Here is a 12,869-nt window from a genome sequence, read left to right on the forward strand (position 1 = left end):
TTTTTGTTTCTGGTCGCTCTCTGGTGGCACCCTCACTTTTCGCAAACATCGATTTATCACTTGTCAACAAGCCTTCGAATTGCGTCAGTCAGGCTAATTTCCGTAGGCGACACCAATACTGCAAGAGGTATGCTTAATATCCCACAAACCTCGCGAGCATGCGTCTCTTCTTCCGCAGCAAGCGCCCGAATAGAATCTGGCGTCGTATGGACGCCGTCGCGCTGCAGGAGGCGTACCGCGATTCTGTCAGCCTCCTCATGTAGCAAAACAACCCCAGACAATTTCAAGGCGGAGAAGACTCCCGCCTCCAAGCGTATGAAGTCACCATTTGGCGCGCGAAGGACAAAGTGCCCGTCCAGCAATAAAGCCTGCCTTGAATCACGCAACCGTTCGATAGCTTGAATTAGTGCGCGCTGATTATCGTCAACATCTGTGACGAATTTATCCTTTCCCCATGACTCGCGCACCCTCTCCTCACGAATGAGTTGGCTAGCTGTCAGATGTCGCACACTGAGACCAGTAGACACCAGAGCACCTAGATGCCCTTTCCCAACTCCGTGAACTCCTGCAAGAAAGATCACCGTCATGACTTCTTCCTTTTGATTAGCAATTTCTCTAATTTCTTCAATTCATCTGGCGTCAAGTATCGGAATGATTGTGGCGGAGTGAACTTAGAAAAAATAAAGTGGGGCTCAATGGGGCTGTCAAATTGTCTAACTTTTCCCAGCATAATTGCGAAGCCTGTTTTCTTGCCACTGTAATAGCCTCTTAATTCACTGCGAGTAAGACCGCCGCCGTTATCTCTAGCTATTTCCCATAGACGAGATGCACTTGCTTCGATCACCTCGACGATTTCGACCAATGCAACAATGGCCTGAATAGGTGAAGACGAATAGATCGCCATCGCTTTAATAGCCTGAGTCGGTGCTGCACGACGCAACTCCACGTGCTTGCTTCCTGCAAGAATAAGATCGGCATATCGAGGTTTAATCGAAATGAGTATTGAACTACCAGTTGGAGATTGAGAGCAATTTTGAGAAGGAATCATCGGAGATTTTTGTAATAGACTGAGGAGGACCAGAGACAATGCCCTCACTTATTAACGAGCTAAACGCCACTGGTTCGGGGAAGTGCCCAACCAACCGGAAAAGCATAACTTTGGTGGCAGTATGCGCCATTAGTTCGATATCTTTTTGACTGTAGACCGTTCTACGTCGAACGACCTGCATAATCTTTGCCGCATCGTTATGAACCTCATAACATTCAACAACGCCAATTGATGTTGCAGCCATTTCGTCGACAGTCCGGTAAAAAATCACCACATCACCGGGCTTCACTTGGTTGGTGGGTGCTTTGCATAAGTATGCCTGCTTGATAGCATTTCCAGCTGTCGAACAAGAGGAAAATAGTTGGGCCTGCCTCGCTAGATCAGGGAAAAGGATCTGATGGAACTGCGGCTGAATAGGGATCAAAAATTTCTGCACAGAGTCATCACGACGAAAGTGGGGGAAATACAGACGTGCGTAATCGGGCGTCGGCAGTGTGGACTCCGGCGGCTCAACTGGATGCTCCTTAACTAGCATTATATCTGCGCCATACATCCCATTCTTCTGGAATCCGAAGTCCTCAAGCAACGCTAATAAATAGACCTGCCCAGGATTAGTATGGACAAATATATTCTCACATCGATTTTCCGTCGCAAAGCGAAAGGCCGCCTTAAGGAATAACTCACCAATCTTTCTCCCCCGAATTTTCTCGCCGACCTTGAATGTACATAGCTTAAGCGATGAGCCATTGAGTTGCTTATTAGAGTCATTAATAACCTCATCCGTTTGAATCGCGTAAATACAGATTGCCTCAAGTTGCCCATCATCCGTTCGAGCGACCCACGCCTTTCTTCCCATCTGCGCTTTTTCACGAAACCATACATTAAAACTCCGGGAAGGCGTATCGTAACTCTCCCGAAGACTATCAAAGAGCGCAGAGTCTAGTTGATTAGTGAGTTCATACAGGTGAACATCATCAATATTGGGAAGTTGAACCTCGGAGGGCTCGTGGAGCCGCCTAAGCCAGTCCTCGGCAGTTTGAATATTGTAGACACGACTACCCAGCCCTGCTTGCCGTGCTTTATTGTGAATCTCACGGTCCTCAGTAACTAGCGCGTGAACAGCAGAGCATTCAAGCGAATGAAGAATGTCATTATCACAGGCATCGTTGGCTGAGGTCTCGTTCGTGTTGCAAGGGCTTGACGGAACACCATCAAGGCGGGCGTATTGAGCTAACCGTGCAAGCGTTCGATCTCGTCTTTCTTTATCTTTGTCGCGCTTTATATCGATTTCAGAGGCAGGATGATAAAGAAGCTGATGCCCACCTGCATTTGCCAAACGAGCAAAGTTGGCGAGACTAGGCTCAAGCACCACCATCGAATCCTGAAGTGGTATTAAAATATTGGTATCAAGCAAGAAGCGCAAGCGTTGATTCAAAATTTATCTCTCAATGGTTACTGTGCTTCTTAATTGTCGGCGACTATATCCAAGCCGCTTTATAGATAACTTCTCGTAACAATTTAGCCGAATGCATCGCCATCTTATCCAATTCAACCTCATAAACTGCTGGGTTTTCGATAATGCTACGATCATTCAAAGGATCGTCTACATGCACCCAAGAATTTCTATACTTTCTCAATGAATGTAAATCGCTTCTAAGTCTTGATGTCCCGGGGACGCGATCTATCAAATCCACAAGACGCTCCGTCCCGTTTACCGAGTGCTCGGCACGCAAATACGTCTCTATTGCCGCGACAGCAGTAAGGATCGAGGCCAGATGAGCACCGTTTACGAAAGCAATATCGGCCTGCTGGACAATAAATGAGCACCATTCCGGCAAGATAACCCCACCTTTGAGCAGCTCGTCATCCAAAGCTATCAGATAGTCCCAACGTTCGTTCGGTTCCATAGGCAAGTTCAGGTGGCAGCGACTGAGAGGGTAGCTAACAAGGATACCGATAGTGTATCTCAGGCAACCTCCAAAACGACGCTTACAAAAATATTATTTCCGCAAAGTTAATCATCAACAAAAGTCGGCCTGCCGTTTCCAATTTTCAACCAATCCTGAGGGAAGAGCGCTAGGGCCAACGCAGCACCCGCGTCACCACTGTGTCGCCGCCAGCCACTCTTCGGAAGACGTAAACGCTTGCCGTCCGGACCAGAAATGGAGCGGACTTCCCAATCTGGTTTTCTTGGTACAGAAATCCCAGCCTATGAGTAACGTTGGCCAACAACTAATGGCACAGATCCGTACCCATCAAATCCTGATCCACGGATTCGAACTTCCCGTAACCTCTGGATTACGAGCGACTGGAATTGTTCGGACCAGCGGGCGAAATGTTATCCTTTCTTACAAGTGCAGAATGAGCGTTTCAGGCAACCCGCCAAACTTCAGCGTTTGATAACCAAATAAGGAGCCACGATGTCCAGCGAAAGCCCGGCCGCCCCCGTCGAAGTGTCGTCACTTGCGGAATACATGGCATGGAAGAAAGCAAAGATGCCCACTCCGAATGGCGAAGGCTATGCGCTACTCTACCGTGGCCATCCAGATGCGACTTACCTGCTTGAGCCGACGGCATACCGGATCAAGGACGGGAAGTCGTTCAGGGCCGTCGAGCACCAGTTGTACGAAGAACTCATGCGGCTCGATCCCGTTGCGTTTTCCAACGACAAGTCGGTTTTCGAACGGTTGGTACGAATGCAGCATTACGGCCTACCTACCCGCCTCCTAGATCTTACACACAGCCCTTTAATCGCGTTATTTTTCGCATGCAGCAGCCATGAGGAAAGGGACGGCGAAGTGATGTTCTTTCCTTGGAAGACAGAGGAAGTGTTCCAACCTTCCGACGTGCCCGACGCGTCCCTTGCCGGAATCCGTATGCAAGCGGACTTTTCGTTCATAGGCAGGGATATCGTTGGAAAATTAAAACGGTTCTTCGCCGATGAAGCAGCATTCGGCTCCGGTCATGACGGATTTGACGGCGCCAGGCAAGTATTTCTACGCGCGGTAATCAACGAGACTGACAAGCTAGCTGAAGGCGATTTCCTAGTCCAGTCGCTGGCGATCCACATCATCGAAGAAAAATTCGTCAGCGAGCTCATCACTCCGTGGAGAAACAGGCTGGACATTGAAAGGAAGGAGTTAGGACTGACTCGAGAAGCGTTGGCCGTATCGGACAGCCAGGCCTTTCTCGAAAGATTCCATAACCGGTTCTGGGACTTGTGCTTGGCAAGCATCGATTCGGTATGCCGCCAGTTGAGGATCGAGAACAATTCTGAGCGGAGCAGTCTCGGCAGATTCCTGGCGCAGTTCACGCACTTCTATTTCGCTTACGCGCCCGTCAACAGCGAGCGCATCCGCCGCCAACAAGGCGCATTCATCATCTGCGCACCGGCCAAGACTAGTTTCTGGCAAGTGGAGGACCACAAGAAGCCTAGCAGAATACGCATCAAGGGAGCGACTAAGAAAGCGATCCTGGGCGAATTAGCGGATTTGGGCGTCACCAGGAGCTACGTTTTCCCAGAACTCCCGGAACAAGCAGCGGAAGCGCAGCGACGCTACCCCGCCCGGTGACGCTCCTCTACAGCACTTTCCAATATCATCTAGGAGTTGGGCTTGGCTCTTTGTCGCAAGACTTCGCGAAACTCGCAACGGGAGCCGCGCATGTGCAGGCTGTGCAGAAACTTAGTTCGTCCAACGGCTTGAAGCCAAGGCCTGCACTCGCTCATAGTGAAGGTCGCTCCGGTACTCCTCCGGTCGCACTACATAAACTGTGGACCAATACGCCCCCATCACGACTGGTCCCCATTACACAATCATACCCTGCTCATCGGCAATGTAGGCGTCTGGTCGCTCTCTGGGCAAGGCCAGATACAATACCGTCAAGCTGGAGCAATCAGCAGCAAAGACCAGTGTAGCGTTCGTGCGAGAAACGACGTAACGATACGTTTAGCCACACAAAGGAAGTAGCGGAACGAACGCCACCAATGCCGCTGCGCCAGCGTAACCCCACGTCGTCGGCTTCAAGTTCTTTTAATCCGTTGGTCGCAGGTTCGAATCCCGCACGGCCTACCAAATACTATGAAGAAGCCAACCGTTCGCGGTTGGCTATTTTGTTTCTAGACTTGCCTGGATCGCAACCACTCCCTCAGCGCATCATTCATGCGCGTTTGCCACCCATCTCCGGTGGACTTGAAGGCAGTGAGAATTTCAGCGTCGAAGCGTATGGTCGTGCTGACCTTGCCGCCAGTACCGGCGGGCCTGCCGCGGCGGCGCGGCATTTCTTGCTGCGCCTCGGCACGGGAAACGGGCTTGTCGCCCACTTGCCAGACGCCCTGCTCGAAAAAACCGTCCGTCAATTCAGGCGCGTCGTCCGGATCAACCCAGGCTTTGCTTGTATTTGTCGATTTCGCGTTCATTTGCCTTCCTCATGCTGATGATTCTGCGCGCCAAACCACGCGGCGTCCAGACCAGTACGAGCAGGCGCTCGTCGAGCCAGCCCGCAGTGATGAAGCGGAGTTCGCCGTAGTCCTGACGCTGGTCCGGCAGCGTAATGGTGAGCCCGTCAAACACTTCGCGCGCACGCGCAAAGTCGAGACCACGCTCCCTGAGCGTCTTTTCACGCTTGACAGCATCAAAAGTGATTCTCATTATTTATTGTAGTAACAAATAATAGAAACAGCCAGCCCTATTTCCGGGCCAAGGGCAGTACCGGAACAGCTAGATCGCCGATCTTAACGCGATACCAGCGCCGGCCTCCCGGCCAGATGCGCCACCACACCGCCCATCACCCGCCCCAGCGGCACCTCCACCCAGCGGTAAAACGCGGCGCCGGCCACCAGGCTGGCGCCCCAGGCCGTCAGCATGCCCAGCGCCTGCCATGCCGGTTCGAGCGGGGCATACGTGACAAACAAGGCATTGACCAGCAGGCTGACGGGAAAGTGGACGAGGAACACCGCATACGAGATGCGCCCCAGGGCGTTGATGATGTTCCAGGCGCGGCCCTGCGAAGGCGTGCGGGCGCGGCCGAACAGGAACAGGGCGCAGGCGACGATCAGCGCCAGGGCGATGCGGCTGCGGTAATCGACGGCCAGCGCCAGCAGGACGGGCACGGCGGCCATGACCATAAGCGCGGTCATGGCACCGGGCTTGCGCCTGGGGTCGCTGGCCCACCAGGCCATGAGTCCCAGGCCATAGCTGCCGAAGAAATACGGCGCCCAGTTGTCCCAGTCCGCGTCCAGGTTGAAATACAGCAGGGAAAAGGCGATGCCCACGGTGACGGCCAGCGGCATCAGCCAGCCCATGCGCCGCTGGCCCGCCAGGCGGCCGCCCAGCCACAGCAGCGATACCGTCAGCAGGTACAGCTGGAAATCGATGGCCACGTACCAGGCGCCGGCCGACAGCGATTCATAGCCCAGCACGCCGTGCAGCAGCAAGGCATGGGCGCTCAGCTGGCCCAGGGTGACGGCGGCCGACATGGAATCGTGTTGCATCCAGATGCCGGCCACGGGCGTGATGATGGCGGCGAGCAAGGTCGCGGCCAGGAAAGGCGGCGCCAGCTTGGCATAGCGGCGCCAGACGGCTTGCAAGGGGGTGGCAATGCCGGGACGGCCGGCGGGCGAGAGGGATTTGGCGACCAGGAAGCCGCCGATGACGAGAAACACTTGCACGGCGATGCGCGCGCTGCCGCCCAGCCAGTCCAGCAACTCGGGCCACAGGGGGCGCACGTAGTCGGACATCGGTCCGTAAAATGCCAGGTGGTGCAACACGATCAATTGCGCCGCGCCCGCCTTTAAACCATTGATCCAGGCAAACTGCGGACGATTTTCCAGGTCCGCCTGTACTACCACTGCTGCTGCCGTCATTCCCATCCCTTGCCATGCCAGGTAGTGTCGCCAGCCCATCGCGCAACAGGCGCGCGGCCGAGGATTTACCGAAAGGCCGACATGATAGCCGAGCCTGGCAGATGGCGGGGCACGGCAGGCGGCTAAGCCGCCGGCTTTTCCGCCTCCGGCGCCGCGGGCGCCAATGGCTGCTGCGCCAAAATGGCATCGAGCAAACCGGGGAAACGGCTCTCGATATCGGCGCGGCGCAAGGTATTCATGTGCGTCGTGCCCGCGTTTTCCGTGTAGACCAGGCCCGCTTCGCGCAAGACCTTGAAATGGTGGGAAACGGTCGACTTCGGCCGTCCGCCGTCGAGGTCGCCACAGGCGGCCGCGTCGACTCTGGCCAGGTGGCGCACGATGTCGAGGCGAATGGAATCGCTCAAGGCGTAGAGTACGCGTTCGAGGACGAATTCGCCGGCGGGGGGATGTTTGTGTGGACGCATGAGCAGAATCATACAGCATGCGCTATACTAATTCCATTATTCGAATATTTACGAACTACCGAATCAGTATTTCCCTACATTTCCATCAACACACACAAAGGCCACCATGTCCGCCCTCTTCCAACCCTACACACTCAAAGACATCACCCTGCGCAACCGCATCGCCGTGCCGCCCATGTGCCAATACATGGCCGTCGATGGCCAGGCCAACGACTGGCACCTGTCGCATTATGCGGGCATGGCCCGTGGCGGCGCTGGGCTGGTGATCGTCGAAGCGACGGCCGTGGCGCCGGAAGGGCGCATCACGCCAGGCTGCACGGGCATCTGGAATGATGATCTGGCGCAAGCCTTCGTGCCGGTGGTAAAAGCCATCAAGGCGGCCGGCTCCGTGCCCGGCATCCAGATCGCCCACGCAGGCCGCAAGGCCAGCGCCAACCGTCCATGGGAAGGCGACGACCATATCGCTGAAGGCGACGCGCGCGGCTGGCAAACCATCGCGCCGTCGGCCATCGCCTTTGGCGGCGGCCTGCCGAAAGTGCCGCGCGCCATGGACCTCGACGATATCGCCCGTGTGCAACAGAACTTCGTCGACGCGGCCGTGCGTGCGCGCGAAGTCGGCTTCGAATGGCTGGAACTGCATTTCGCCCACGGCTATCTGGCGCAAAGCTTCTTTTCCGCCCACTCGAACCAGCGCGACGATATCTATGGCGGCAGCGTGGAAAACCGCAGCCGCTTCCTGTTGGAAACATTGAAAGCCGTACGTGCCGTATGGCCAGAGCACCTGCCGCTGACCATCCGCTTCGGCGTGCTGGAATTTGACGGCCGCGACGAGCAAACCCTGCTCGAATCCATCGGCCTGGTGCGCCAGTTCAAGGAGGCCGGCATGGATATGCTCAGCGTCAGCATGGGCTTTACCATTCCCGACGTGGCCATTCCGTGGGGCCCGGCCTTCATGGGCCCGATTGCCGAAAGAGTCCGCCGCGAAGCGGGTGTGCCCGTCTCGTCCGCCTGGGGCTTCGGCACACCAGCGATTGCCGAGCGTGTCGTCAAGGAAGAACAGCTCGACGTGGTCATGGTTGGCAAGGCGCACCTGGCCAATCCGCATTGGGCATACTTTGCCGCCAAGGAGCTCGGCGTCGAGCGCGCCTCGTGGGTGATGCCGGCGCCGTACGCGCACTGGCTCGAGCGCTATTGATCGTCCTTGACCGTTGCCGGATGCCCCTCCAGGGGTAGTTCCGGCAGGAACAGCAGGAAGACCAGCCCCACTAACAGCAGCACGGCGCCGGCGCCAAACACGCTGGCGATCGCATGGCGGTAGACTTCCACCGTCTGTACCGCCGCCTGCGTGCCCAGCGCCGAGACGGCTTCCACGCCATGCTGGTGCAGCTGATGCGCCAGGATGGCGCCGGACGCCGTCACGCCCAGCAAGCCGCCCAGCGAGCGGAAGAAGGCCAGCATGGCCGTGCCCACACCCCGGCGCGCCAGGGGCAAGGCATTTTGCACGGCAATCGTCATGTTCGGCATCACCAGTCCCAGCCCCGTGCCGAGGAAGAAGATGGCCGGCTCGATGATCCAGTACCCGCGCGACGTTGCCATGGCCCACGCCAGCACGGCAAACGCCAGCACCGCCACGGCCAATCCCGCCACCTGCACCATCTTGTACTTGCCCGAGCGCGACAGCACGCGGCCGTTGAACATCGACGACGCCACCAGCCCCACCATCATCGCCACCGTCATCACGCCCGACTCCGCCGGGCTGGTGCCCATCACCAGCTGGAAGAACAGGGGAAAGAAGACGCTGGCACCCATCAGGCCCATGAAGGTCATGGCCATCACCAGGCTGGCGATATTGAAGGTGCGGTTTTCGAACAGGTCGGGCGGCAGCACGGGTTCATCCACGCGGCTCACGTGGAAGGCCAGCCAGATAGCCAGCAGCACGGCGACGCCGCCGCATACCTTGATGGCCAAGGCATCCCACGGCCACTCGGTGCCGCCCAGCGCCAGCACCAGCAGGGCCGCCGTGATGGCGCCCGTCAGCAATGCCGACCCCAGGTAGTCGATCTGGTGCGCATGCGTGCGCGCCGGTTTGCGCATGGCGCGCGCGATGATGACAAAGGCGGCCGCGCCGATGGGCAGGTTGACGTAAAAAATCCAGTGCCACGACAAGGCATCCGTGATGACGCCGCCCAGCACGGGCCCCAGCACGCTGGTGACGGCAAACACGATGGGTACCATGCCTTGCCGCTTGCCCCGCTCGGCAGGCGGCACGATGTCGCCGATGATGATTTGCGCCAGCGGCATGAAGCCGCCCGCACCGAGGCCCTGGATGGCGCGGAAGATGATCAGCTCCGTCATGTTCTGCGCCAGCCCGCACAGCACGGAACCGAGCAAAAAGGTCAGCAGGGCCGTGAAGATCATGGAACGGCGGCCGTACTGGTCGGCCAGCTTGCCGTACAGGGGCATGGTGGCCGTCGAGGCCAGCACGTAGGCCGTGACAACCCACGACAGATGCGCCATGCCGCCCAGGTCGTCGACGATGCGCGGCAAGGCCGTGGCGACGATGCTCTGGTCCAGCGCACCGAGACCCAGCACGGCCATCAGGCCCAGATAGATGGCGCGCACTTCGCGTTCGGTGAAGGGTTTGGCCGGGTTTTTTTCTGCGCCTGTGGCGTGATCGGGGCCGCTCATGCCTGGCCAATCTCAAGCAGCGGCTGCATGGCGGCGGCCAGTGCATCGATCTGCTGCGGCGACAAGCGTGCGATGCGCCGCGCCAGCGCATCGCGGCGGCGCGCGCGCAAGGTTTCGAGCATGGCCAAGCCTTGCGCGGACACCTGCAGGCCCGAGCGGCGCCGGTCCTGCGGATCGGGCGCGCTGCGCTCGACCAAGCCCGCTTCTTCGAGCGACTTGACCTGCGCGCTGACGGTGGGCCCGCGCACATTCTGCAGACGCGCCAGCGCGGCCACGCCGATGCCGGGCTGCTCGTGGATCAGGGCCAGCAGCATGTACTGCATCATCGACACACTGCCCTCCAGCTCGCCCCCTTCGCGCTGCATGGAGCGCAGCAGGCGCTTGAACGCCGTACGCAATTCATCGGACAGCGCCAGCGCGCGTTCGGGGATGGGAATATCTTCGGTAGTGGACATAGGCATATATAAGTAGGTAGGCTATCTACCTATATTATGCTCTACCCGGACACCATGCAAGGTTTTTTCCATCCCCGCCCTTCCCAAAACCGCCGTTGGCCGTCATAATAGCCGCCCTTGGGTCGTTAGCTCAGCTGGTAGAGCAGCGGACTTTTAATCCGTTGGTCGCAGGTTCGAATCCCGCACGGCCTACCAAGATTCAGTCGTCATCATGGCAAGCATGTTGATACGGCACAGCGTTATCGCAGTTCAGTAGTCAAAGTTTTTGGGTCGTTAGCTCAGCTGGTAGAGCAGCGGACTTTTAATCCGTTGGTCGCAGGTTCGAATCCCGCACGGCCTACCAAATACTTCAGAGAAGCCAACCGCTCGCGGTTGGCTTTTTGCATTTTCCGCCACTATGTCCATGCTACGCCCCGTATCGCCACAAAATAGTCTCTCCACCCTCATTGAAAAACAAATACACAACGCCACCTTCCACGGGCAAACATCGATAAACCACTCACAGGAATCCATGTATGGATACGGCACGCGATACAAGAACCCTCGATTTGGTCGAATGCGAGGAGCTTTGGACCATGGAAACAGTGGATCGCAACGGCTTTATCTGCCGTGGATGCACCACCCAAGTATTTCCTGCATCGTTCGATAAAGAGCACAACAAAAAGCGCCCGTACTTCACGCTAGGGCCGAGCAACAAGCATCAGGCGGGTTGTGATATTGACGGTGAGGACAAGATAATCAAGCGCGCAAAGAAAGAGCGAGTTGGCACGCCAGAAGGGTTCCCACTACCGTTCCCCAGCAAATTGATACTCACCGACAAACGCCCCGTAGAAGCTAAAGACCTCGTTACGCAAGGATTATCCGGCAGCACAAGAACAAGCAGCACGTCGGATAAAAATGCCGCCACGCCACGCAAGTATCATGGCCATTCAGTAAAAAGCATTCGACCCGCATGCCGTGCATTCATTCAGCTTCCAAACGACCGCGACTTTCTGCCGCTCGAGATTCCTGGTGTTGCAGGCAACACCTATGCCAAAATCTTCACTTACCTGCGTAGCAAAAAGCCAGAACCATTCAAGTTTCCAACCCGGCTTTATTACGCAGCAATCCGCTGGACAGCAAGGCCACTGATAACAGAAGAGTACTGCGAGCTGACGCTTAACGCAGGCGAATGGAGCCAAGAAACGGGGGGATACAAGACGCTTTGCAAAGTGCGCGTGAACTGGGAAAGTTGGAGTAAGGTCCGTCGTAACACATTGCTACGCGAATTCACCACGACTCGGGAAGAAGCCATCGAGCAAGCAAAGCGTAACAAGCAGATCAAAGGATGGATTTTCTTCGTCGGTACACAGGACCCTGCCGACCCAAGTATTTTTCATATAGACAATTACCAACTGATCTGCTGCCTTTCAGCGCAACTGATTTGACCATCAAAGAAGTAGCGTTCCCACAGGACGGCCAATACAAGGCACGACAATATTGAGATCGCGGGATCGGAGTCAAGTCCGGCATTCGTACACGATTTCAGCCTTGACCGTCTCCATCTGCAGCAAGTTACGCTCTATCAAACACCGATATTGCTCGATTAACCGCCACTCCCTTCCCCATACCTCCCCGGCGTCACGCCCATCACCCGCTTGAACATGGCGATGAAGGCGCTGACGTTGTCGTAGCCCAGGTCCAGCGCAATCGTCGTGACGGGCTGGCCGGCGGCCAATAATTCCAGGGCGCGCAGGATGCGGGCGCGCTGGCGCCAGGCGGAGGGGGTAAAGCCCGTCTCGATCATGAAACGGCGCGCCAGGGTGCGCGGCGAGACGCCGGCCCAGGCGGCCAGCGCTTCCACGCCCCGTTCGTCGGCCAGGTCGTCGAGCACGGCGCGCGCCACGCGCAGCAGGCGCGGGTCCGTGGGTAGCGACAAACCGAACGGCTCGTGCGGCGAAGCGGCGATCTCGTCGAGGATCACGCCCGCCACCCGGGCCTGCCGCGCGTCCAGTGCCTCCAGTGCGCCATCGTCCCAGCTGCTGGCACGGCCCACCGCTTCGCGCAGCAAGCCCGAGACGCGCATCACGCAAGGCGCGGCGGGCAAGCCGGCGCAGCTGGCCTCGTCCACATACACGCTCCAGCCCGCAAACGGGCCATGCGAACGCAGCGCATGCACGTGATGGGGCGGCATCCACACGCAGTGGCTGGCCGGCACCACCCACTGTCCGCTGTCGGCGGCAACGGAAAGCAAGCCCCGCATGGCGCCGAACAGCTGGCCGCTGGCATGGCGGTGCGCCGCCGTCACCCGTTCCTGCGGCTGGGCAATGCGCATGGCGCGCAGCGGCGACGGCGGCGGCGACGCTGCAAAA

14 protein-coding genes and 2 tRNA genes are annotated in these 12,869 nt (G+C 57.5%); 5 read left to right on the forward strand and 11 right to left on the reverse strand.

The annotated features are described in order from the left end of the window. Positions 1-56 precede the first annotated feature (56 nt). From ACP7DW_RS26465 to ACP7DW_RS26480, 4 genes are read right to left on the reverse strand one after another with little or no spacing between them, the layout of a single operon-like run. Entirely contained in the window at positions 57-587 is a 531-nt protein-coding gene (locus ACP7DW_RS26465; protein ID WP_426057476.1) for an ATP-binding protein, read from the reverse strand. Continuing rightward, positions 584-1,048: an ASCH domain-containing protein gene (locus tag ACP7DW_RS26470; RefSeq protein WP_426057475.1), complete on the reverse strand. Its 465-nt coding sequence runs from the start codon at positions 1,046-1,048 to the stop codon at positions 584-586. Before ACP7DW_RS26470 ends, ACP7DW_RS26465 begins: the two co-directional genes overlap by 4 nt. After that, positions 1,008-2,483 carry a GNAT family N-acetyltransferase gene (locus ACP7DW_RS26475; RefSeq protein WP_426057474.1) on the reverse strand — a complete coding sequence of 492 codons (1,476 nt, stop codon included), beginning with the start codon at positions 2,481-2,483 and terminating at the stop codon, positions 1,008-1,010. The genes ACP7DW_RS26470 and ACP7DW_RS26475 overlap by 41 nt, the downstream gene beginning before the upstream one ends. A 43-nt stretch (positions 2,484-2,526) precedes the next feature. Further along, positions 2,527-2,955 (reverse strand): hypothetical protein, encoded by a 429-nt coding sequence (locus tag ACP7DW_RS26480; RefSeq protein ID WP_426057473.1) that lies wholly within the window; start codon positions 2,953-2,955, stop codon positions 2,527-2,529. A 513-nt stretch (positions 2,956-3,468) separates the two neighbouring features. Here ACP7DW_RS26480 and ACP7DW_RS26485 point away from each other — a divergent pair. Next, complete coding sequence (locus ACP7DW_RS26485; RefSeq protein ID WP_426057472.1) at positions 3,469-4,620, forward strand: FRG domain-containing protein; 1,152 nt, start codon at positions 3,469-3,471, stop codon at positions 4,618-4,620. 545 nt (positions 4,621-5,165) lie between these two features. On the opposite strand, the gene ACP7DW_RS26490 is transcribed toward ACP7DW_RS26485, so the two are convergent. From ACP7DW_RS26490 to ACP7DW_RS26505, 4 genes are all read right to left on the reverse strand, one after another. Beyond that, positions 5,166-5,465: a BrnA antitoxin family protein gene (locus ACP7DW_RS26490; RefSeq protein ID WP_426057471.1), complete on the reverse strand. Its 300-nt coding sequence runs from the start codon at positions 5,463-5,465 to the stop codon at positions 5,166-5,168. Continuing rightward, a complete protein-coding gene (locus ACP7DW_RS26495) occupies positions 5,425-5,697 on the reverse strand; it encodes a BrnT family toxin (protein ID WP_426057470.1) in 273 nt (90 codons plus the stop codon). Before ACP7DW_RS26495 ends, ACP7DW_RS26490 begins: the two co-directional genes overlap by 41 nt. Before the next feature lie 83 nt (positions 5,698-5,780). Then, positions 5,781-6,911: an acyltransferase family protein gene (locus ACP7DW_RS26500; RefSeq protein WP_426057469.1), complete on the reverse strand. Its 1,131-nt coding sequence runs from the start codon at positions 6,909-6,911 to the stop codon at positions 5,781-5,783. A gap of 122 nt (positions 6,912-7,033) precedes the next feature. Then, positions 7,034-7,375: an ArsR/SmtB family transcription factor gene (locus tag ACP7DW_RS26505; protein ID WP_426057468.1), complete on the reverse strand. Its 342-nt coding sequence runs from the start codon at positions 7,373-7,375 to the stop codon at positions 7,034-7,036. A 106-nt stretch (positions 7,376-7,481) separates the two neighbouring features. Here ACP7DW_RS26505 and ACP7DW_RS26510 point away from each other — a divergent pair, with 106 nt between their 5' ends. After that, a complete protein-coding gene (locus tag ACP7DW_RS26510; RefSeq protein ID WP_426057467.1) occupies positions 7,482-8,570 on the forward strand; it encodes an NADH:flavin oxidoreductase/NADH oxidase in 1,089 nt (362 codons plus the stop codon). On the opposite strand, the gene ACP7DW_RS26515 is transcribed toward ACP7DW_RS26510, so the two are convergent. Continuing rightward, positions 8,564-10,063, reverse strand: coding sequence for an MDR family MFS transporter (locus ACP7DW_RS26515; RefSeq protein WP_426057466.1), 1,500 nt, complete (start codon positions 10,061-10,063; stop codon positions 8,564-8,566). The two genes, ACP7DW_RS26510 and ACP7DW_RS26515, sit on opposite strands and share 7 nt — an antisense overlap. After that, on the reverse strand, positions 10,060-10,518 hold the full coding sequence (locus tag ACP7DW_RS26520; protein ID WP_426057465.1) for a MarR family winged helix-turn-helix transcriptional regulator: 459 nt from the start codon (positions 10,516-10,518) through the stop codon (positions 10,060-10,062). Before ACP7DW_RS26520 ends, ACP7DW_RS26515 begins: the two co-directional genes overlap by 4 nt. 119 nt (positions 10,519-10,637) lie before the next feature. Between ACP7DW_RS26520 and ACP7DW_RS26525 the strand changes: the two genes are divergently transcribed. The 3 genes from ACP7DW_RS26525 (at position 10,638) to ACP7DW_RS26535 (ending at position 11,945) form a co-directional block, all read left to right on the forward strand. Next, a tRNA-Lys gene (locus ACP7DW_RS26525) sits at positions 10,638-10,713 on the forward strand. 72 nt (positions 10,714-10,785) lie between these two features. Beyond that, a tRNA-Lys gene (locus ACP7DW_RS26530) sits at positions 10,786-10,861 on the forward strand. 172 nt (positions 10,862-11,033) lie between these two features. Next, positions 11,034-11,945 carry a hypothetical protein gene (locus tag ACP7DW_RS26535; RefSeq protein ID WP_426057464.1) on the forward strand — a complete coding sequence of 304 codons (912 nt, stop codon included), beginning with the start codon at positions 11,034-11,036 and terminating at the stop codon, positions 11,943-11,945. A 158-nt stretch (positions 11,946-12,103) separates the two neighbouring features. Here ACP7DW_RS26535 and ACP7DW_RS26540 read toward each other — a convergent pair whose 3' ends face one another. Continuing rightward, a complete protein-coding gene (locus ACP7DW_RS26540) occupies positions 12,104-12,832 on the reverse strand; it encodes an AraC family transcriptional regulator (RefSeq protein WP_426057463.1) in 729 nt (242 codons plus the stop codon). Positions 12,833-12,869 lie beyond the last annotated feature (37 nt).

It is taken from the genome of Janthinobacterium sp. PSRC1-1 (genome assembly GCF_049897525.1).
Classification (GTDB): domain Bacteria; phylum Pseudomonadota; class Gammaproteobacteria; order Burkholderiales; family Burkholderiaceae_D; genus Janthinobacterium; species Janthinobacterium tructae.

Bases quoted from the DNA above. Each gene is read 5' to 3' on its own strand.
- ACP7DW_RS26505 (WP_426057468.1), bottom strand. From the start codon at position 7,375: ATGCGTCCACACAAACATCCCCCCGCCGGCGAATTCGTCCTCGAACGC.
- ACP7DW_RS26510 (WP_426057467.1), top strand. From the start codon at position 7,482: ATGTCCGCCCTCTTCCAACCCTACACACTCAAAGACATCACCCTGCGC.
- ACP7DW_RS26500 (WP_426057469.1), bottom strand. From the start codon at position 6,911: ATGACGGCAGCAGCAGTGGTAGTACAGGCGGACCTGGAAAATCGTCCG.
- ACP7DW_RS26515 (WP_426057466.1), bottom strand. From the start codon at position 10,063: ATGAGCGGCCCCGATCACGCCACAGGCGCAGAAAAAAACCCGGCCAAA.
- ACP7DW_RS26520 (WP_426057465.1), bottom strand. From the start codon at position 10,518: ATGTCCACTACCGAAGATATTCCCATCCCCGAACGCGCGCTGGCGCTG.
- ACP7DW_RS26470 (WP_426057475.1), bottom strand. From the start codon at position 1,048: ATGATTCCTTCTCAAAATTGCTCTCAATCTCCAACTGGTAGTTCAATA.
- ACP7DW_RS26465 (WP_426057476.1), bottom strand. From the start codon at position 587: ATGACGGTGATCTTTCTTGCAGGAGTTCACGGAGTTGGGAAAGGGCAT.
- ACP7DW_RS26490 (WP_426057471.1), bottom strand. From the start codon at position 5,465: ATGAACGCGAAATCGACAAATACAAGCAAAGCCTGGGTTGATCCGGAC.
- ACP7DW_RS26535 (WP_426057464.1), top strand. From the start codon at position 11,034: ATGGATACGGCACGCGATACAAGAACCCTCGATTTGGTCGAATGCGAG.
- ACP7DW_RS26495 (WP_426057470.1), bottom strand. From the start codon at position 5,697: ATGAGAATCACTTTTGATGCTGTCAAGCGTGAAAAGACGCTCAGGGAG.
- ACP7DW_RS26480 (WP_426057473.1), bottom strand. From the start codon at position 2,955: ATGGAACCGAACGAACGTTGGGACTATCTGATAGCTTTGGATGACGAG.
- ACP7DW_RS26485 (WP_426057472.1), top strand. From the start codon at position 3,469: ATGTCCAGCGAAAGCCCGGCCGCCCCCGTCGAAGTGTCGTCACTTGCG.
- ACP7DW_RS26540 (WP_426057463.1), bottom strand. From the start codon at position 12,832: ATGCGCATTGCCCAGCCGCAGGAACGGGTGACGGCGGCGCACCGCCAT.